Below are 20,316 nucleotides of genomic sequence, written 5' to 3'. Positions count from 1 at the left end.
CGTCATGACCCACGGCTTCGAGACGCTCGCGATTCACGCCGGCCAGGACCCGGAGGCCCGCACCGGCGCGGTGATCCCACCGATATACCAGACCAGCACCTACGCCCAGGACGCCGTCGGTGCGCCCCGGCTCGGATACGAGTACAGCCGTTCCGGCAACCCCACCCGGGACGCGCTCCAGGAGTGCCTGGCCGCGCTGGAGGGCGGGCCGGTCGGTCTCGCCTTCGCCAGCGGTCTGGCCGCCGAGGACACGCTGCTGCGGACCGTCTGCGGCCCCGGCGACCACGTGGTGATCCCGGACGACGCGTACGGCGGCACGTACCGGCTGTTCGCCAAGGTGGCGCAGCGGTGGGGGCTGACGTACACCCCGGCGAAGGTCTCCGACCCGGACGCGGTGCGGGCCGCGATCCGGCCCGGCACCACCAAGGTGGTCTGGCTGGAGACGCCGACGAACCCGCTGCTCGGCATCGCCGACATCGCCACCCTGGCCGCCGTCGCCCACGACGCCGGGGCGCTGCTGGTGGTGGACAACACGTTCGCCTCGCCGTACCTGCAACAGCCGATCGCCCTCGGCGCGGACGTGGTCGTGCACTCCACCACCAAGTACGTCGGCGGCCACTCCGACGTGGTCGGTGGGGCGTTGATCGCGGCCGACGCCGGGCTCGGCGAGGAGCTGCGCTACCACCAGAACGCGATGGGCGCGGTCAACGGCCCGTTCGACGCCTGGCTGACGCTGCGCGGCATCAAGACCCTCGGGGTACGGATGGACCGGCACTGCGACAACGCCGAACGGATCGTCGGCTACCTGGACGGGCACGCCAAGGTGGCCGAGGTCCTCTATCCGGGCCTGCCGTCGCACCCCGGTCACGAGGTGGCCGCCAAGCAGATGCGCCGGTTCGGCGGCATGATCTCGTTCCGGGCGGCCGGGGGTGAGGAGCACGCCGTCGAGATCTGCAACCGGGCCCGACTCTTCGTGCTCGCGGAGTCCCTCGGTGGGGTGGAATCCCTGATCGAACACCCGGGTCGGATGACACACGCCAGCGCTGCCGGCTCGCCGCTTGAAGTTCCCTCCGATCTCGTGCGACTGTCTGTCGGCATCGAGACGGTCGAAGACCTGCTCGCCGATCTGGAGCAGGCGTTGGGCTGACCGCTGGCTGGGGAGGGTGGCCGTGCAGGACATCATGCCGACCTGGGTCGGGGCGACCGCCAAACAGATCGCCCGGGGCGTACGGCGGGGCGACGTCTCCGCCACCCAGGTCCTGGCCGACCATCTCGACCACGTCGCGAAGGCCGACGTCGACCTCGCCGCGTTCCGCACGGTACGCGGCGGGGAGGCGGTCACCGAGGCGGAGAAGGTCGACGAGCAGGAGGACCTGGGCAACCTGCCGCTGGCCGGGGTGCCGGTGGCGGTCAAGGAGAACACCCCGGTGGCCGGGGTGCCCACCTGGAACGGTTCGGCCGCGGTGCGTACCCCGGTGGCCGAGGCCGACCACGAGGTGGTCCGCCGGCTGCGCGGCGCGGGCGCGGTGATCCTCGGCGTCACCCGGATGCCCGAGCTGGGCCTCTGGGGGGTGACCGACGACGGCACCGCGGTCACCCGCAACCCCTGGGATCTGGGGCGTACCCCGGGCGGCTCGTCGGGTGGCGCGGCGGCGGCGGTCGCCGCCGGGCTGGTGCCGATCGCCCACGGCAACGACGGTCTCGGCTCGATCCGCATTCCGGCGGCCTGCTGCGGCCTGGTCGGCCTGAAGCCCGGCCGGGGCGTGGTGCCCTGCCAGCTCGGTGCGGAGGACTGGTTCGGGCTGACCGAGCACGGCATGCTCGCCACCACGGTCGCCGACGCGGCGGTGGGTTTCCAGGTGCTCGCCGGCCGGGCCCAGGAGAAGCTGGTCCCGCCGCAGCGGCTGCGGGTCGGGGTGTCGCTGCGCTCCCCGGTGCGCGGGGTCTCGCCGGACGCACCGAACCGCGACGCGGTCGCCGCCGCCGGTCGGCTGCTCGCCGCCGCCGGGCACGACGCCGTCCCGGCCGACCCGGTCTATCCGACCGCCCTCGGTCTGCAGGGCATCGCCACCTGGTTCGCCGCCGCCGCCGCTGACGTGCGGGCCGCCGGCATCGACCGGCGCGACCTGCAACCCCGTAGCCGCCGGCACGTCACGTTCGGCGAGTGGGCCTGGCGGCGCGGGTACGTCCGGGAGGCCGACCGGTCGGCCTGGCGTGAGCGGTCCATCGGCTTCTTCGCCGACCACTCGGTCGACCTGCTGCTCACCCCGGCGCTGGCCAGCGCACCGCCGCCGGCCACGAGCTGGTCGGCCCGGTCCTGGCGGGCCAACATGCTGGTCAACATCCGTTACGCCCCGTACGCGGCACCGTGGAACATCGCCGGCCTGCCCGCTCTGGTGGTCCCGGTGGGCCGCCGCCCGGACGGGTTGCCGCTGGCCGTGCAACTGGTCGGGCCGCCCGGGTCGGAGCTGCTGCTGCTCGGCGTCGCCGGACAGTTCGAGATGGCGGCCCCGTGGACTCGGCACGCTCCCGGCTACCCGCGCGTCGGAACGGGGTCGCCGGCCAGCGCGTGACCGTGCGTACCGACGCGGGCGGCTCGGCCGACGAGGTCGGCCCGGTCGACCTGGCCGGCGCGGCCGGTGGACGCTGGCCGGCGCCGTACCGGACGTGCCCTGGTCTGCGTCTGCGCGGGTCCGGGCCGTGGGGAACCCCGGTGGGGCGGGTGGCACGATCGGGGCATGACGGAACTGGTCAGCCTGGACGACGTGCGGGCCGCGCGGGAGCTGCTCGCCGAGGTCACCCGCACCACCCCGCTGGAACCCTTCCGCCCGCTGAGCGCGGCGCTCGGCGGGCCGGTCTGGCTCAAGTGCGAGAACTTCCAGCGCGCGGGGTCGTACAAGGTGCGTGGCGCGTACGTGCGGATCTCCCGGCTGTCGGCGGCGGAGCGGGAGCGGGGGGTGGTGGCGGCCAGCGCCGGCAACCACGCGCAGGGGGTGGCTCTCGCCGCCGGCCTGGTCGGCGCGCACTCCACCGTCTTCATGCCGGTCAACGCGCCACTGCCGAAGGTGGTGGCCACCAAGGGGTACGGCGCCCAGGTGGAGCTGGTCGGTGCCACGGTGGACGAATCCCTGGTGGCGGCGCAGACGTACGCGGAGCGCACCGGCGCGGTGCTGATCCACCCGTTCGACCACCGGGACGTGATCGCCGGCCAGGGCACGGTCGCGTTGGAGATCCTGGAGCAGTGCCCCGAGGTCAGGACGATCGTCACCGGGGTGGGCGGCGGCGGCCTGGTCTCCGGGATGGCGGTGGCCGCCAAGGCGTTGCGCCCCGACGTCCGGGTGATCGGGGTCCAGGCGGCGGGCGCGGCGGCCTTCCCGCCCTCACTGGTGGCCGGCGAGCCGGTACGCTTGCCCGACTTCTCCACCATCGCCGACGGGATCGCGGTCGGTCGACCCGGTGACGTCACCTTCACCCACGTCCGCAAGCTCGTCGACGAGATCGTCACGGTCACCGAGGAGGACATCTCCCGGGCGCTGCTGATGCTGTTGGAGCGCGGCAAGCAGGTGGTGGAGCCGGCCGGTGCGGTGGGGGTGGCCGCCTTGCTGGCCGGTGCGGTCGAGGTGGAGCCGCCGGTGGTGGCGGTCCTCTCCGGCGGCAACATCGATCCGCTGCTGATGCTGCGGGTCATCGAGCACGGCCTGGCGGCGGCCGGGCGCTATCTCCGGGTGACCGTCCGCTGCTCGGACCGGCCCGGGCAGCTCGCCTCGCTGCTGCGGCAGATCGCCGAGCACCGGGCCAACGTGGTGGACGTGGAGCACCAGCGGGCCAATCCGCACCTGCGCCTCGGTGAGGTCGAGGTGGCGCTGTCGGTGGAGACCCGGGGTGTGGAGCACTCGGACACGCTGATCAGTGCGTTGCGGGCCAGCGGCTACCAGGTCTCGATCGCGCCAGAGGCGTGACACCGCCCGGTGTCACGCCTCTGGGTTGCTGCGACGGCCGCCCCCTGCCGGGCGGCGAGTGGCTCAGCCGGAGAAGGGCTCGAAGCTGACCACGGTCACCTTGATGTCCGCGCCGCTGGGCGCGGTGTAGGTGCAGGCCTGGCCCGCCTTGCCGCCCAGGATCGCCTGGCCGAGGGCCGACTCGGGGCTGTAGACGGTGAGATCGGTGGTCGAGGAGATCTCCCGGGAACCGAGCAGGAAGGTCTCTGTGTCGTCGGCGTCGTCGTCGAAGTAGATCGTCACGACCATCCCGGGTGCCACGGCGTCGACGGTCGGCGCCTCGCCGACCTGGGCCGTGCGGAGCAGCTCCTTCAAATAGAGGATGCGCCCCTCGGCCTTGCCCTGCTCCTCACGGGCGGCGTGATAGCCGCCGTTCTCGCGCAGGTCACCTTCCTCGCGCCGCGCGTTGATCTCGGCGGCGATGACCGGCCGGTTGGCGATCAACTCATCGAGCTCGGCCTTCAGGCGGTCGTAGGCGTCCTGGGACAGCCAGGTGGCGGGCGCCTCGTTGCCATTGGACACAGGCGGTCCTCCTCGGTTGTGCGGGCTGGCTGACAGGTGAACCTCCAAGTTACCAGTGCCGTACGACAAGGAGTGTCGGTGATCACGCTGGTGCGCTGGGCGGCCCCGGGCCGCGCGGCGCCTCGACCGTCGCCGCCCCGCCGCAGGCCGGGTGGGTCCGGCCCGTCGTCGCGATGGGTTCGGGCCACCGTCACGGGTGGGTTCGGACCACCGTCACGCGGGCGTTCGGCCTGTCGTCCCGGCGGGTGCGACCGGCCGTCCGGGATGGGTTCAGACCGCCGGTCGGCAGCGGACGACCTCGCCGATGAAGGGGCGGGCGCTGGTGGCGAGCGTGTGCCGGACGGTGACGCTGCGCTGCCCGTCGGCGGCGGTCACCGGGATCTCCTCCCGGGCCACCTCCGCCCCGGCGTGGTCGCGGGCCCGCAGCGCGCAGACCGCCGAGCCGCCCGCCGGCAGGTTCACCCGGAAGTTGACCACCACCTGCTGGTCGGTGATCTCGCCGTAGGTGATCACCTGGGCGTCGTAGGCCGGGTCGCCGTACTGCCGGTAGAGCCGGAACGAGACGGCGGTGAGCGCCACCAGCACGGCGATCACCAGCAGCGTGGTCAGCAGCCGCCGACGTCGACCCGGCGTGCGGCGGCGACCGTACCGGCCGGGCGGGAACACCGGCGCGGTCGATGCAGGTGTGGCGTGCGTCTCGGTCACCGGCGGGTATCTCCTGGCGTCGTTGTCGGGCCTATCGGCAAGAATGGCAGAGCGCCGTCGTTCCTGTCCGATCGGGCAGTGCTGGTCGTGAAGGCAGTGCTGGTCGTGAGGGCAGTGCTGGTCCTGGGGTCAAATATGACAGGCCGGCACGGGCCGGGACTGCGACGGGGGAGGATTCCGGCAGGTCAACGGTGTGGCCCGTGGCCCGCCGGTGGGGCAGAGACGAGGAGCGCCGACCGTGGCAGAACAACTCCGGCTCATGGCCGTGCACGCGCACCCAGACGACGAGTCGAGCAAGGGCGCCGCGACCATGGCCAAATACGTCGCCGAGGGGGTGGACGTGCTCGTCGTCACGTGCACCGGCGGCGAGCGGGGCAGTGTGCTCAACCCCAAGCTGGACCGGCCCGAGGTGTGGGCCAACATCGCCGACATCCGCCGGGCGGAGATGGACGCGGCCCGCGCCATCCTCGGCATCGAGCAGGCCTGGCTGGGCTTCGTCGACTCGGGCCTGCCCGAGGGCGACCCGCTGCCGCCGCTGCCGGAGGGCTGCTTCGCACTCCAGGACGTCGAGATGGCCGCCGGTCCGCTGGTCCGCCTGATGCGGCAGTTCCGCCCGCACGTGGTCACCACGTACGACGAGGAGGGCGGCTACCCGCACCCGGACCACATCATGTGCCACAAGGTCAGCGTGGCGGCCTTCGAGGCGGCCGGTGACCCGGAGCGCTACCCCGAGCTGGGTGAGCCGTGGCAGCCGCTCAAGCTCTACTACGACATCGGCTTCTCCAAGGGCAAGATCCTCGCCCTGCACGAGGCGGTCCTGGCCACCGGCGCCGCCGAGTCGCCGTACGCGGAGTGGATCACCCGCTGGGAGGACCGGCCGGACAAGGGTCCACGGATCACCACCCGGGTCGAGTGCGCCGAACACTTCCCCGTCCGGGACGACGCGTTGCGGGCCCACGCCACCCAGGTCGACCCGGACGGCTTCTGGTTCCAGGTGCCGATGGAGCTGCAACAGCGCGCCTGGCCGACGGAGGACTTCCAGCTCGTACGCTCGCTGGTCGACTCGCCGCTGCCCGAGTCGGACCTGTTCGCGGGCATCCGGGAGACGGCCCATGCCCGCTGATCCGGCGGCGGGCTACCCTGGTCGGACATCGCACTCCGGAGGAATCCCATGTTGACCGCTGCCCAGGTGCTCGCCCAGAACAATTTCGGGGACACCCGCACGGGGGGCCTGGCCGGTCCGATGGGCCTGTTCCTCATCCTCGTCCTGGGCACCGCCACCGTGCTGCTGATCCGCAACATGAACGCCCGGCTGCGCCGGCTGCCCGACCACTTCCCCGGCCAGGAGCCCACCCCCGCCGAGTCGGGCACCGCGCAGCGAACGGTCGGTGATCCGACAGATGAGAACGTGATGCTGGATTCATCCGGTGACGCTCCCAACCGGCGTCAGCAGCGTCGCGACGGCTGATCGGGGCATGATTCACGCTGAACCGGATGGTCGCCCCCTGTTGCGACCATCCGGTTTGGCTTAGCCTTCCGCCGGGAGGACCAGACGTCCTCATGCCGTGCGCGGGAGGGGGCGCCGATGACCATCGCAGTCGTTTCGGCCCTCCGCGCGCCCTGTTCCCGCCCGGCGGGAGTGGGTCGGTGACCTCCGGCAGGGCCGGTCATCCGCTCGATCGGCCCGAGGGCCGTCGCACCCCGATCGGGGTGCACCTGCTGACGGCCGCCGTCGTCCTCACCGCCGTGGTGGCCGCCGTGGTGGGGCTCAGCGTGCCGGTCGGGCTGCCGGCCGACGACCCGTTCGGGCCGTACGGCGGGCTGACCCGCTTCGGCATCGCGATCGCACTCTTCGCACTGTCGCAGTTGGCTCGGCTGCGGTTCCGGGCCGCCGCCGGGGTGGTCTCCATCACCTGGGCCGAGGCCGCGCTGATCGTCTGTCTCTATCTGGTGCCGCCCGGGTGGCTGCCGGCCGCGGCCCTGATCGGCATGATGCTGGCCTGGACCACCCTGTCCGTGGTGGACGAGGGCAGGTCCACCTGGGACGTGGTGCGCATCGCCGCCTCCCAGACCGCCGCCGTCGCCCTCGCGGTGTCGGTCACCACCTCGCTCGGCGAGCCGCTGCTGGCCACCCCGACCCCGGCGCTCGCGCTCGCCGTCGCCGCCGGTGCCCTCACGTACCTGCTGGCCGGTGCCTGGCTCGGTGGGGTCATGCTGGCGCTGCGGCACGACATGCCGATCGGGCGACCGCTGCTGGCCGCGTTGCGGGGCAAGCTGCTGATGTTCGTCGGCAACGTGGTGGCCGCCCTGCTCGTGGTGGCCCTGATCGAGTTCGATCCACGGTGGCTGGTGCTGCTGCCCGCGCCGCTGTGGCTGCTGCACCAGACCTACCGGCAGCGGCTGCGCGACGAGCGCGAGCGGCGTATCTGGCGGTCGTTCGCGGAGGCGACGGCGGCGCTCAACCAGCTCGACGAGCGTGGTGTGGCGACCGCCGGGGTGACCGGCGCGCTCACCGTGTTCGAGGCGGAGCTCGTGGACGTGGAGGTGGTCCGGGGAGACGGTCGCTGGCGCCGATATCGGGGCGATCCCAGCGGTCAGGTGGTCGACCGGGAGATCGCGCCACCCGGCGACGACGAGTCCTCCCCGGACGAACTGCTCCGGGACCTGTCGGTCGGTGAGAATCGAGTCGGCCGACTACGGATCCGGCTGCCCCGCACGGCGCCGCCCACCGACCGGGAACGGCACGCGCTGGCCGCCTTCGCCGAGACGCTCTCCGCCGCCCTGCACGACGCGGCCACCCACCGCGAGCTGCGGGTGGTCACCGCGCGTTCCTCGTACGAGGCGGTGCACGACCCGCTGACCGGGCTGGCCAACCGGACGGCCATGCTCGGCCAGGGCGACCAGACGCTGCGGAAACTCGGGCACGACCACCCGGTGGCCCTGCTGCTGCTCGACATCGACCAGTTCAAGGAGGTCAACGACACGCTCGGGCACGCCGCCGGTGACCAGCTCCTGCGGTTGACCGCCAACCGGCTGGGCGCTCTGACCCGCGCGGGCGACCTGCTCGCCCGGCTCGGCGGTGACGAGTTCGCACTGCTGTTGACCTCGGTCCCGGTGCTCGGCGACCGCACCGCCCCGATGGCGTACGCGCTGCGCCAGGCCCGCGAGATCACCGAGCGGCTGGCCGCGCCGACCGAGGTGGCCGGGGTACGCATGTCCGTCGAGGTGTCCGTCGGCGTGGTGGTGGCGTCGGCCGGCACCGCCGACCTGACCGAGCTGATGCGCCGGGCCGACATCGCGATGTACCAGGCCAAGTCCGGTGGCGGCAGCGTGGCGGCGTACGACGGCACCCGGGACGCGGCCAGCACCGACCAGCTCGCGCTGCTCGCCGAGCTGCGTGAGGCGTTGCTGACCGACGATCAGCTCGTGCTGGTGTTGCAGCCGGCCGTGGACCTGGCCACCGGCGCACCGACCGGGGTGGAGGCGCTGATCCGCTGGCGACATCCGCGTCGGGGCTGGCTGGGGCCGGCCGACTTCATCCGGCCGGTGGAGAACAGCGAGCAGTTGGGCACCTTCACCCGCTACGTGCTGGACAAGGCGCTCGGAGTGGCGGCCGGCTGGGCCCGGGAGGGCCTGGACATCCCGATCTCGGTCAACCTCTCCGCCCGCAGCCTGCTCGACCACCGCCTGCCAGCGGAGATCGCCGACGCGTTGCGCCGGCACCAGGTCCCGGCCGACCGGCTGGTCCTGGAGATCACCGAGACCGTGGTGATGAGCGAGTTGGAGGTCATCGACCAGGTGCTCAGCGCGCTCCGGTCGATGGGCGTGCAACTGGCCGTGGACGACTTCGGCACCGGCTTCTCCTCACTGGCCTTCCTCACCCGGATCCCGGTCGACGAGTTGAAGGTGGACCGGTCGTTCGTACTCAAGATGGCGGACTCCCCGGAGGCGGCGGCGATCGTCCGCAGCACCGTCGGGCTCGCCCACGAGCTGGGCCTGCGGGTGGTGGCCGAGGGCGTGGAGACCGCCGCCCAGCGGTCGGCCCTGGCCGAGCTTGGCTGCACCGCCGCCCAGGGCTACCACTTCTTCAAGCCGATGCCCGCCGACAAGATCGGTGCCGTGCTCGGCTCGCTGTCCCGCCAGAGCCCCAGCAACGTCCTGCCGCTGCGCGCCGACGGCGCCTCCTGACCGCGACCCGCCCGTCCGCCTTTCGGACGGGACGGACGGGCGGCGGCACGGGCGGGACGGCGGACGGTCAGGCGCGCGGCAGGGTGCGGGCGACCACCTGAGGGATCGGTGCCCAGTCGGCGGAGGCGATGGTGGCGTGCCGGGCGGCCAGCGCGGTGAGGCGGGCCAGGGCGGCGTCCGGGTCGGTGTTGCCGATCGCGGGCGGGACCTTGTGCGCGTCGGTCATCACCAGCAGGTAGTGGTTGGCCGAGTACCAGGCGGTGTCGATGGACCCGGTGACGTACGCGCTGGCGTCGCCGTCGAAGACGACGAACCAGGGACGCAACGCGGTCTCGGCGTACTGGGTGCGGGGGTCACCGGCCCGCGCCCGGTGCACGGCGGGGAACGCCTTCGCGCTGCCGAGGGTGCCGGCCGCGTCCAGCGCGACCAGGTGTCGGGCGTACTCCACGTCGGTGCGGAGCACGTCGGTCGGGTTGCCGTGCTCGACCGTGCCCGGGATCAGATAGACGATCACCTTCCCGGCGAGCTGCCGCCGGGTCGGCCAGGCGTCGGCACGGGCTGCGGCGTCCAGCGAGGCGTGGCCGCCGCGCAGCTCGGCCGGGGTGAACAGCCGGTCGCCGAGTCGGGCGGCGAGGACCGCGTCGAGCTGGGTCGGCCCCTGGCCGGTACGGGCACTGAAGCCGGTCTTCAGCTCGATCTTGAGCAGTAGCGGCCCGGCGTCCGGATGTGCGGTCAGCCACAGCCGGATGTTGTCCAGGCAGTGCTCCAGGTTGCGGTTGCGGGTGCCGGAGTAGAGCTGGCTCGCGCTGGTGGCGGCGACACAGTTGTTGTCGTTGCCGAGCGGGTTGGAGTGGCTGACCCGCCACTGCCGGGTGAGGATGTCCGGCCAGACGTCCAGCTCGATCAGTCCGGGGCGGGCGTCCAGGGACTGTGCCAGATAGGAGTAGGTCGCCTTCTCGTACGCGTTGTGCGTACCGACGCCGGTGGTGGCCGAGATCCGGGCGTCCGGGTCGACGGCGGCGGCCGAGGCCGGTGACGCCGCCACCAGCACACCGGCGGTGAGGGTCGACAGGGCCACGCCTGCCGCGAGGGCGGACCGGGCCACGCCGGCCGCGAGGGCGGACCGGAACCGGGATCTGCGCATGGGGGTACCTCCTCGTCACCCGGCGGGTCGCCGGGAATATGCACAGATCTAAATGGACCGACGTGAACGGCGGAAGGCGTTCCGGCGCACGGCGTCCGACCGCCGGCCGGTCGCCCGGCTGGATATGGTCGTCGGGTGAACCGACTCGCGGATGCCACCAGCCCGTACCTCCTCCAGCACGCGGACAACCCGGTCGACTGGTGGCCCTGGTGCGAGGAGGCGTTCGCCGAGGCCAAGCGCCGTGACGTGCCGGTGCTCATCTCGGTCGGCTACTCCGCGTGTCACTGGTGTCACGTCATGGCGCACGAATCGTTCGAGGACGCGGGCGTCGGCAAGCTGCTCGACGAGGGCTTCGTGTCGATCAAGGTGGATCGCGAGGAGCGGCCCGACGTCGACGCCGTCTACATGACCGCCACCCAGGCGATGACCGGCCAGGGCGGCTGGCCGATGACGGTCTTCGCCACCCCGGACGGCACCCCGTTCTTCTGCGGGACGTACTTCCCCCGGGCGAACTTCGTCCGGCTGCTGGAGTCGATCGGCACCGCCTGGCGGGACCAGCGCGACGCCGTACTGCGTCAGGGCGCCGCGGTGGTGGAGGCGATCGGCGGGGCCCAGGCCGTCGGCGGGCCCACCGCCCCGCTCACCGCCGACCTGCTCGACGCCGCCGCCGACCAACTGGCCGACGAGTACGACGAGCGGCACGGTGGCTTCGGCGGCGCTCCCAAGTTCCCGCCGCACATGAACCTGCTCTTCCTGCTGCGGCACCACCAGCGCACCGGCTCGGCGCGGAGCCTGGAGATCGTCCGGCACACCTGCGAGGCGATGGCCCGGGGCGGCATCCACGACCAGCTCGCCGGTGGCTTCGCCCGGTACGCGGTGGACGAGCACTGGACCGTGCCGCACTTCGAGAAGATGCTCTATGACAACGCCCTGCTGCTGCGCGTCTACACGCAGCTCTGGCGGCTCACCGGCGACGCGCTGGCGCTGCGGGTGGCCCGGGACGTCGCCCGGTTCCTCGCCGACGAGCTGCACCGCCCCGGCCAGGGCTTCGCCTCGGCGCTGGACGCGGACACCGAGGGCGTCGAAGGGCTCACGTACGCCTGGACGCCGGCCCAACTGGTCGAGGCGCTCGGCGAGGAGGACGGCCGCTGGGCCGCCGACCTCTTCACCGTCGTCGAGAACGGCACCTTCGAGCACGGCACGAGCGTGCTGCGGCTGGCCCGCGACGTCGACGACGCCGACCCCGAGGTCCGCGCCCGCTGGCAGGACGTGGTCCGCCGGCTGCTGGCCGTCCGCGACACCCGTCCGCAGCCGGCCCGCGACGACAAGGTGGTGGCCGCCTGGAACGGGCTGGCCGTCACCGCGCTCGCCGAGTTCGTCCGGCTCGTCGAGACCGCCGGCCGGATCGGCACCGAGGGCGAGGCGAACCTGCTCGACGGGGTCGCCATCGTCGCCGACGGTGCGATGCGCCAGACCGCCGAGCACCTGGCCCGGGTGCACGTGGTGGACGGGCGGCTGCGCCGCGCCTCCCGGGACGGCCGGGTGGGGGAGCCGGCCGGCGTGCTGGAGGACTACGGCTGCGTGGCCGAGGCGTTCTGCGCCATGCACCAGGTCACCGGCGAGGGGCGGTGGCTGGAGCTGGCCGGTGAGCTGCTGGACGCCGCCCTGACGCACTTCGCCGCCCCCGACGGGGCGTTCTACGACACCGCCGACGACGCGGAGCGCTTGGTGGCCCGGCCCGCCGACCCGACCGACAACGCCACTCCCTCCGGCCGCTCCGCCATCGCCGCCGCCCTGGTCAGCTACGCGGCGCTCACGGGCGAGAACCGGTACCGGGAGGCAGCCGAGGCGGCGTTGGCCACCGTCGCGCCGATCGTCGGGCGGCACGCCCGATTCACCGGGTACGCGGCCACCGTGGGCGAGGCGCTGCTCGCCGGCCCGTCCGAGATCGCGGTGGTCACCGGGGACCCGGCGAACGATCCGCTGGTCGCGGCGGCGTACCGGCACGCCCCACCCGGTGCGGTGATCGTCGCCGGGCAGCCCGACCAGCCGGGGGTGCCGCTGCTGGCCGGTCGGCCGTTGCTCGACGGCGGGCCCGCCGCGTACGTCTGCCGGGGTTTCGTCTGCCAACGGCCGGTGAGCGGCGTGGACGACCTGGTGGCGCAACTGCGCTGACACCGGTGTCCGCCGACCGGCACCCCGACCGGCCCGGATAGGCTGACGCCGCTATGGATTCCCGTACCGGTCTGCCTGTTGTCGGCATGGTGGGTGGCGGCCAGTTGGCCCGGATGACCCACCAGGCCGCGATCGCCCTCGGCCAGTCGCTGCGCGTGCTCGCCCTCACCCCGGACGACGGCGCGGCGCTGGTCGCCGCCGACGTCCAGTACGGCGACCACACCGACCTGGCCGCGCTACGCACGTTCGCCAAGAGCTGCGACGTGGTCACCTTCGACCACGAGCACGTGCCCACCGAGCACATCCGCACCCTCACCGCCGAGGGGGTGAAGCTGTTCCCGCCCGCCGACGCACTCGTGCACGCCCAGGACAAGCAGGTCATGCGGGAGCGGCTCGGCGGGCTCGGCGCGCCCAATCCGGCCTGGCGACCCGTCACCACCCCGGCCGACGTGGTGGACTTCGGCGACGAGGTGGGCTGGCCGGTGATGCTCAAGGCGGCCCGGGGTGGGTACGACGGCCGGGGTGTGTGGCCGGTGGCCGACGCCACCGTCGCCGACGACCTGGTGCGGATCCTGCTCGACGGCGGGACGAAGCTCATCGTCGAGGAGCGGGTGGCGTTGCGCCGGGAGCTGGCGGTGCAGGTGGCGCGCTCGCCGTTCGGGCAGGTCGCGGTCTATCCGGTGGTGGAGACGGTGCAGCGGGACGGCATCTGTGTCGAGGTGCTGGCACCCGCGCCCGACCTCGCCGAGGAGCTGGCGGTCTCGGCACAGCAGCTCGCCATCGACCTGGCCACCGCGCTCGGTGTGGTGGGCCTGCTCGCGGTGGAGCTGTTCGAGGTGGCCGATCCGGCGGCCCCGAGCGGCAGCCGGGTGGTGGTCAACGAGCTGGCGATGCGTCCGCACAACTCCGGGCACTGGACCATCGAGGGCGCCCGGACGTCGCAGTTCGAGCAGCACCTGCGGGCCGTGCTCGACTACCCGATGGGCGACACCGCGCTGACCGCCCCGGTGGTCGTGATGGCGAACGTGCTCGGTGGCGAGCCCGGCGGCATGTCCATCGACGAGCGGCTGCACCACCTCTTCGCCGCCGTACCGACCGCCCGGGTGCACCTGTACGGCAAGCAGGTCCGTCCCGGTCGCAAGATCGGGCACGTCACGGTGCTCGGCGACGACCCGGACGAGGTACGCGCCCGGGCCGCCCGCGCCGCCCGCTGGCTCCGCGACGGCGCGGAGTGACCGTAGCGGCCGTCTGACCGTACGGGCGTCCGCTGCCGGCTTCGCGACGCCGTGGAGCGACCGTGCGGACCCCGCAGTTCGTGAACGAGAGGGAGAACAGCGTGAGCACGGTCGGTGTGATCATGGGTAGCGACTCGGACTGGCCGACCATGAAGGCGGCTGCCGACGTGCTCGCCGAGTTCGAGGTGCCGTACGAGGTCGAGGTGGTCTCGGCCCACCGCACTCCGGTGAAGATGATCGACTACGGTCGGGCCGCCGCCGGGCGGGGCATGAAGGTGATCATCGCGGGTGCCGGTGGTGCCGCCCACCTGCCCGGCATGATCGCCTCGGTCACGCCGTTGCCGGTGATCGGCGTGCCGGTGCCGTTGAAGCACCTCGACGGCCTGGACTCGCTGCTGTCCATCGTGCAGATGCCGGCGGGGGTGCCGGTGGCCACGGTGTCGATCGGCAACGCGCGCAACGCCGGGCTGCTCGCCGTACGCATCCTGGGCATCGGCGACCCGGCGCTCGTCGATCGGATGTCGGCGTACCAGGCGGATCTGGAGCAGCTCGTCGCCGAGAAGGACGCGGCTCTGCGCGCTTCGCTGTAGGGGCGCTGTGTGTTAGGAGGGGTCCCCTGCTATGCACGAGGCGTTAGCAGGGGACCCCTCCTTACATCCGACCGGCCCGGTCACCGCATGCCGCGCAGCGCCGTCTGGAGGCGTTCCTGGGCGCGGCGGCGGCGTTCGTTGCTGGCGCCGAGCACGAGCAGCAGGAGACCGACCGGGATCAGCACCAGCCACGGCCCGAGGCTGAACAGGGCGTGTACGGCGGCGATGGCGGTGACCACCGCGCCGACGATCACCGGCGCCTGCTGACGGGTCATGGAGCCGAAGACCAGCACCGCCACCGCACCGAGCAGCAGCAGCACCTGCCGCAGCGTGCTGGAGTCGGTGGCCAGCACGATCGCCAGGGTGGGTACGAAGGCCGCGACCAGCGCCGGCCCGTACGCGACCCAACTGCTCAGGTCGGCCCGCTGCCGCAACTCCAGCACGCCGACCAGCAGCGCCAATGCCGCGAACGGCAGCGTGTACGCCTCGGGCAGCGCCACGTCGGCGACCCACATCAGGATCCACCAGGCGGTGATCTCGCAGATCACCACGCCCCAGAACAGGATGCGGCGTTCCATCGGCCGTCGACCGGGCCGGGTGGCGGCGAGCCCGAGGACCGCACCCCAGGCGGCCAGCAGGGCGGCGATGTGCCGGGGCGAGTCGAAGGCCAGCGCCAGCGCGATGAGTGCGGCGGCGTACCCGCTCCACTCCACCGTCGCCGCCTCGCGCCGCGCCTCGGGGCGACGGAACCGGGGCAGGGTCGCGGCGAAGACCTGGAGGGCCGCACCGACCGCGAGTACGCCGAACGCCGACCAGACCGGGGCGAGACCGGCCACCAGCCCGGCGGTGAGCACCAGGAGCTGTGCCTTGAGCGAGGCGAACAGCCACCCGAGGATGCGCGCCCGGGAGGTGGTGCCGTACAGGGCGGCGACCACCCCGACGGCGACCCCACCGGCGAGGGTGAACAGGGTCAGCTCCCGGGTGGCGAGGCTGCCGGCGAGTCCCGCCCCACCGGCGGCCAGTCCGATCACGAAGACCAGGACCCGGGCCAGCCGGATCGAGCGGGCCCGCTCCTCGATCGGGGGCGGCGGTGTCAGTGCCAGCCCCAGCATCGAGATGGCGAACACCGCCAACGCCGAGAGGGTGCTCGACGGCCAGCCGCTGCCGAGCGCGACCGGGGCGATCAGCAGGGTCACCGCGGCGCCGGGCAGCACCACCGGCACCGCCCGGGTACGCCGACCGCCGCTGAACCCGGTGGCGGCCAGGGCTGCGGTGACGGTGAGCAGCAGCGCGGTGAGCACATGGGTGGGGTTCACCGCCGCCGGCGGAGGGTTCAGCAGCTCCGGTGGGGGGCCCTGCCAGATCCGGCGGAGCGTGCGGTGCGGGTCGACCAGCGCGGCCAGCAGCGCCGGGGCGATCGAGACCAGTGCCAGGATCACCGGCAGGGTGGCGGCGGCCAGCGCCCCGGCGGCGGGGCTGACCCGCCACCGACGTCGTCTGCCGTCGTCGGGCAGCCGACGCAGGGCGCCGTCCAGCAGGACCGTCCACCGACGGACCGGCTGCGCCGCGCCGACCGGCGGTTCGGTGGCCCCCCGGACCAGTTCGGCGAGCACCCCGAGCAGGGCTGCGGCGGCGGCGTACACGCCGATCGGCAGGTGCACGGGCACGGCGGCCAGCGCGGTCACGCTCGCGCCGCCGACCACTCCGGCGCTCGCCCAGGGCAGGTACTGCGGGACCTGGCGGCGGACGGCGGCGATCGCGGCCAGCCCGAGACTGGACGCGGCCAGGCCGGCGGTCAGCACCACCTGGGTCGGGTGCCCGAACTCGACGGCCAGGGCGGCGGTGGCGCCGGGCAGCGCCAGCAGCGCGGCACCGGTGCCGGCTCCGCCGATCTGCGCCAGGTGCGGCGGCATCCCCTCGACGTGGATGTCGTCGACCAGCGGCTCCGCCATCGACCGGGCGAGCATCGCCACCACCGCACCGATCAGCACCACGCTGGCCAGAGCCAGCGCGGTCGTCCACGGCCGGACCAGACCGGCGCCGGTGGCGTGCAGCGCCACCACCCCGGCGGCGGTGATCCGGGACAGCCCGGCCCGGGGGTCGACGGCGGCGACGGCGGCCATGCCGAGGACTGCGGCGACCATCGCACCGATCACCACCGGTGACCACCAGCTCAGGTTGAACGCGGCGGCGGCGCCGATGGTGGCGAGCACCACCGCCACGTTGGCGACGTCGTAGCGCCAGGGCGACGGCAGCAGGATGCCGGCGGCCAGCGCGAGCAGCAGCAGTGCGATCGGTCCCTGCCACGTCGTACCGCCGGTCGGCGCGGCGGGCCAGCCGCTGAGGTCGCCGTTCCAGATCGGTCCGGGAGTGGCCAGCACGCCCACGCCACCGCGCAGCGCCATCCACCCGGCCAGCAGCCCGATCAGCACCCCGCCGACGGCGAGGCCGAGCACCGGTCCGCGCCGCCACTGCTCGGGCATGGCCCGCGCGGCCACCGAGACCACCAGGACCAGCGCGGCGGCGACCGCGAGTTGCCCACCCGGTGCCAGCACCGTGCCGATCCGCAGCAGGGTGGCGACCAGCGCCGCAGTGACCGCTGCGGCGGCCAGGTCGGAGCCGTCCATCGTGGCGTCGGCGCGACGGCCGCTGTCGATCGACGGGGCCAGGAAGAGCAGCACGGCGGAGACCAGCAGCAGCGCGCCCACCCAGGCGTCGGCCACGGTGGCGCCCGGTGCGCCGAAACCGGCGGCGGCGACCACCAGCGCGCCGAGGCCGGTACCCACCGACAACGGCGTCGGAATGTGGCGCTGGGACACCTGCACGATGGCCGCGTAGCCGAGCGTGACGCAGACGGCGAGGAAGCTGGCCGCCAGCACCGGGACGGTCACCTCCCGCAGCGCGGCGGGGGTGAGTATCGGGTCGGTGGGCAGGGTCGCCGCGACGAAGGCGGCGACCGCTCCGGGCAGGGCGAAGGCCGCGCCTCCGGCAGCCCAGGCGGAGACGGTGTCGGCCGTCGCCGGGGCGAGCCGGATCCGGGGGGCGGCAGCGATCAGGATGCCGGCCAGCACGAGGGCGAGCAGCACGGCGGCGGTCGACGCCGGGCGGGCCAGGGCCGCGCCCGCACCGGCCAGACCGACGCCGGTGGCGGCGATCGCGTGCGCCAGGGCGGCCCGAGGGGTACGGGCGGAGAGGCCGACCGCCCCGATCCCGATCGCGGTCACCACCATCGGCCAGGGCGCCAACGCCCAGGACAGCCCGAAGGAGGCGGGTACGGCGAGCGCGGTCAACGCGGCACCGGTCACCGCGAACTCGCGGCGGATCTCCGGCGGCAGGGCCAGCACGGCGGCCACGGTCAGCAGGAAGGCGCTGGTGGCGAGCTGCCAGGCGGCCGGTCCCACCGAGGCGGCGAGTTCGGCCGGATACCGGTCCAGGTCCGCCGCCCAGGCCGGCAGGGCGGCCTGGATCGGGGCGAGCCCGGCCCGCAGGGCGCTGCCGGCGACCAGCACTCCGGTGACCGTCAACGCGATCGCGGAGGCGAGTTGCGGGCCACGGCGGGCGGACTCCGGCACCGCCCGGACGGCCAGGCCGGTGACCGTGATCACCGCTGCGATCAGCAGCAGGGCGCGGCCGGGCAGGGCCACCGAGGCGATCCGGCCGAGTGCGCCGATGACGGCCAACGTGAGCACGCCCGCGCCGATGTCGGGCAGCGGCGGCCGTCGAAGCACCAGCGTCCCGGCCAGGCAGACGGCGGCGGCCAGCAGCAGCACCAGGCCGGCCACGGTGGCGCCCGGCACGGTGATGGCCCGCACCAGGGCGGTCACCGCGTACGCGATGGCGACCGCGACCGCGACGCCGTGCAGGACCCAGGTCAGCTCCCGCAGCCCGGGTACCGGCCGGGTCGGCGTGGCGGTACGCCCGGCGTTGGTCGGGTCCAGCAGCTCACCGGCCTCTTCCGGCGCTCCTTCGGGCCGTCCCTCGGCCTGCCGCTGGCGGGGCGGGTGCGTCCGGCCGGGCGGGCTCGCGTCGTCGGCGGGCAGCTGCTCCACGGTGACCGGGGAGCGGGCCAACCAGAGGTCGAGCAGAGCCACCACGGTCAGCACCAGCGCCCAGCCGACCGGTCCGCTGATCCGGTCGTACGCCAGCAGCGGCACCACCGGCTGGGCGGCCAGGACGGTCGCGAAGCGGGGTGCGCGCAGTCGCGTCCAGCCGGCGTACCCGACCGAGACGGCGGCGGTGACCGCGAAGATCACTCCGGCGAAGACGGCACCGGAGGCACCGCCGGCGCCGATCGCGTCGACGGCCCAGAGTGCGTACCCGGCCAGCGGCACCAACAGCAGGCCCACCGCCGCGATGGTCTCGGCGGTGGAGGTCAGTCCACGCCGGACCAGCACCGGCGGGGCGAGCAGCATGAGGACGGTGGCGAGCAGCAGGATGCCGAGCCGGGACCACGCGTCCATCGAGCTGGTCGCGACCACCGCGAAGACCACCGCGGCCACCCCGAGCAGCAGTGCGCCGAGCCCGAGCGGGATGTTCTGCACCTCGCGCGAGGAGGCTTCCGGCGGGTGCTCCGGGTCGTCGGCGTCCAGCCAGACCGGCGCGTCCGGAGGCGGCTCGCCGGCCCCGAAGGCGGCACCCTGCCGGGGCACCCGTGGCGGGGCGTCACCACCGGCCGGGCCGTACGTCGCCCGGCCGCTGCCGTCCACGGGGGGCCGACGCCTGCCGTCGACGGGTTGCTTGCGGGCCGTCGAGGTGCCGCCGTCACCGGCCGGCGTCCGCGTCGACCGGGTGGCACCGTCACCGGACGGCGCGCGCGTCGCCCCGGGGAAGTCGTCAGCGAAGCGCGTCGGACCGGTGACCCCGTCTCTGGAGGACATGTGCGTCGAGCCGGTGACACCGTCATCGGTGGGGACCCGCGTGGACCCGGTGGCGTCGTCGCCGGCAGGCATGCGGGCCGTCGAGGTGGCGTCGCCCGGTGGCGTACGCGTCGCTCCGGTGGCGCCGTCGGACGGCTGCCGCCGTGGCGGCGGGGTGCGGTCGGTCGTCGCGGCCGTGGTGCCGTCGCCCGGAGCGGTGCGCGGCGGGCGACGGCGCAGCACGCGGCGTGACCGGCCGGACTGCTTGAGACGTTCGTCACCCGAGTTGCCGGCGTGCGAGAGGATGTCCCGCTGGAAGATCGCGGCCTGCATCTTGGACGCGAGTTGCCGTTGCTCACTGGCGATGGCGGCCTCGCGGGCCTTCATCTCCGCGATGGACCGCTCGATGTCCGCCAGGTGCTCGGCCCATTGTGGCTGGTGGGCACCGCAGCGCGGGCAACGGACGGCCGGCTTGATCTCCTGGCCGCACGAGGAGCACTGAAAGTTCGCCACGACACCCCTCCACCCGCAGTGTGGATTCCCACTGTCGCAGCATGCCCAATGCAGCCCAGGAATTCGACCGTTGTCGGCGGGTCACACCCACCCACGATCACCAACCCCGAACCGGTCCGCCGAATCCCCGACGACCGCCGAGCAAAGCAAAGGCCCAGATCCCACCCCCCGCCGGGACTGAGCCCTGCGGGAGTCAGGTTCCCGCGAAGCCAGATCCCACCCCGCCGGGTTGGGCCGCCTCACGCAGCCTGCGGGAGTCAGGTTCCCGCGAAGCCAGATCCCACCCCGCCGGGATGGGCCATCTCACGCAGCCTGCGGGAAGTCAGGTTTTCCGGGGGAGCCCACCCGCTCCGGGCGGTCAGGCTCGATCCCTGCGCGGGTGCGTTCGAC

At 73.7% G+C, this 20,316-nt stretch carries 13 protein-coding genes; 9 read left to right on the top strand and 4 right to left on the bottom strand.

The window, feature by feature from the left end:
- Positions 1-4: 4 nt before the first annotated feature.
- From ACWDVW_RS20260 to ilvA, 3 genes are all read left to right on the top strand, one after another.
- Positions 5-1,147 carry a cystathionine gamma-synthase gene (locus ACWDVW_RS20260; RefSeq protein ID WP_449951096.1) on the top strand — a complete coding sequence of 381 codons (1,143 nt, stop codon included), beginning with the start codon at positions 5-7 and terminating at the stop codon, positions 1,145-1,147.
- A gap of 16 nt (positions 1,148-1,163) precedes the next feature.
- Positions 1,164-2,573 (top strand): amidase, encoded by a 1,410-nt coding sequence (locus tag ACWDVW_RS20255; RefSeq protein WP_449951093.1) that lies wholly within the window; start codon positions 1,164-1,166, stop codon positions 2,571-2,573.
- A gap of 165 nt (positions 2,574-2,738) precedes the next feature.
- Entirely contained in the window at positions 2,739-3,959 is a 1,221-nt protein-coding gene (gene ilvA / locus ACWDVW_RS20250; RefSeq protein WP_449951091.1) for a threonine ammonia-lyase, read from the top strand.
- A 63-nt stretch (positions 3,960-4,022) separates the two neighbouring features.
- On the opposite strand, the gene greA is transcribed toward ilvA, so the two are convergent.
- Both greA and ACWDVW_RS20240 read right to left on the bottom strand, forming a co-directional pair.
- A complete protein-coding gene (gene greA, locus ACWDVW_RS20245; protein ID WP_131053387.1) occupies positions 4,023-4,520 on the bottom strand; it encodes a transcription elongation factor GreA in 498 nt (165 codons plus the stop codon).
- A 270-nt stretch (positions 4,521-4,790) separates the two neighbouring features.
- Positions 4,791-5,225 carry a DUF4307 domain-containing protein gene (locus tag ACWDVW_RS20240; RefSeq protein ID WP_350695644.1) on the bottom strand — a complete coding sequence of 145 codons (435 nt, stop codon included), beginning with the start codon at positions 5,223-5,225 and terminating at the stop codon, positions 4,791-4,793.
- 238 nt (positions 5,226-5,463) lie between these two features.
- Between ACWDVW_RS20240 and mca the strand changes: the two genes are divergently transcribed.
- The 3 genes from mca (at position 5,464) to ACWDVW_RS20225 (ending at position 9,413) form a co-directional block, all read left to right on the top strand.
- The gene (gene mca / locus ACWDVW_RS20235; RefSeq protein WP_449951088.1) at positions 5,464-6,348 is read left to right on the top strand and encodes a mycothiol conjugate amidase Mca; all 885 of its coding nucleotides are present in this window, start codon (positions 5,464-5,466) and stop codon (positions 6,346-6,348) included.
- Positions 6,349-6,396: 48 nt separating this feature from the next.
- The gene (locus ACWDVW_RS20230; RefSeq protein ID WP_449951086.1) at positions 6,397-6,693 is read left to right on the top strand and encodes a hypothetical protein; all 297 of its coding nucleotides are present in this window, start codon (positions 6,397-6,399) and stop codon (positions 6,691-6,693) included.
- Between the two features lie 179 nt (positions 6,694-6,872).
- Complete coding sequence (locus tag ACWDVW_RS20225; protein ID WP_449951083.1) at positions 6,873-9,413, top strand: putative bifunctional diguanylate cyclase/phosphodiesterase; 2,541 nt, start codon at positions 6,873-6,875, stop codon at positions 9,411-9,413.
- A gap of 67 nt (positions 9,414-9,480) precedes the next feature.
- Here the strand turns inward: ACWDVW_RS20225 and ACWDVW_RS20220 are convergent, their stop codons facing one another.
- Entirely contained in the window at positions 9,481-10,557 is a 1,077-nt protein-coding gene (locus tag ACWDVW_RS20220; RefSeq protein ID WP_449951080.1) for a phosphatidylinositol-specific phospholipase C domain-containing protein, read from the bottom strand.
- Between the two features lie 135 nt (positions 10,558-10,692).
- Between ACWDVW_RS20220 and ACWDVW_RS20215 the strand changes: the two genes are divergently transcribed.
- The 3 genes from ACWDVW_RS20215 (at position 10,693) to purE (ending at position 14,557) form a co-directional block, all read left to right on the top strand.
- Positions 10,693-12,732 carry a thioredoxin domain-containing protein gene (locus ACWDVW_RS20215; RefSeq protein WP_449951077.1) on the top strand — a complete coding sequence of 680 codons (2,040 nt, stop codon included), beginning with the start codon at positions 10,693-10,695 and terminating at the stop codon, positions 12,730-12,732.
- Positions 12,733-12,785: 53 nt separating this feature from the next.
- On the top strand, positions 12,786-13,967 hold the full coding sequence (locus ACWDVW_RS20210) for a 5-(carboxyamino)imidazole ribonucleotide synthase (RefSeq protein WP_449951074.1): 1,182 nt from the start codon (positions 12,786-12,788) through the stop codon (positions 13,965-13,967).
- Between the two features lie 101 nt (positions 13,968-14,068).
- Entirely contained in the window at positions 14,069-14,557 is a 489-nt protein-coding gene (gene purE, locus ACWDVW_RS20205; RefSeq protein WP_449951071.1) for a 5-(carboxyamino)imidazole ribonucleotide mutase, read from the top strand.
- A gap of 80 nt (positions 14,558-14,637) precedes the next feature.
- Here purE and ACWDVW_RS20200 read toward each other — a convergent pair whose 3' ends face one another.
- Entirely contained in the window at positions 14,638-19,926 is a 5,289-nt protein-coding gene (locus ACWDVW_RS20200; protein WP_449951069.1) for an SCO7613 C-terminal domain-containing membrane protein, read from the bottom strand.
- Positions 19,927-20,316: the final 390 nt, after the last annotated feature.

The sequence above is a fragment of the Micromonospora sp. NPDC003241 genome (assembly GCF_053589795.1).
The sequence above is the reverse complement of the archived record's forward strand: the minus strand, read 5'-3'. Positions and strand labels throughout refer to the sequence as shown.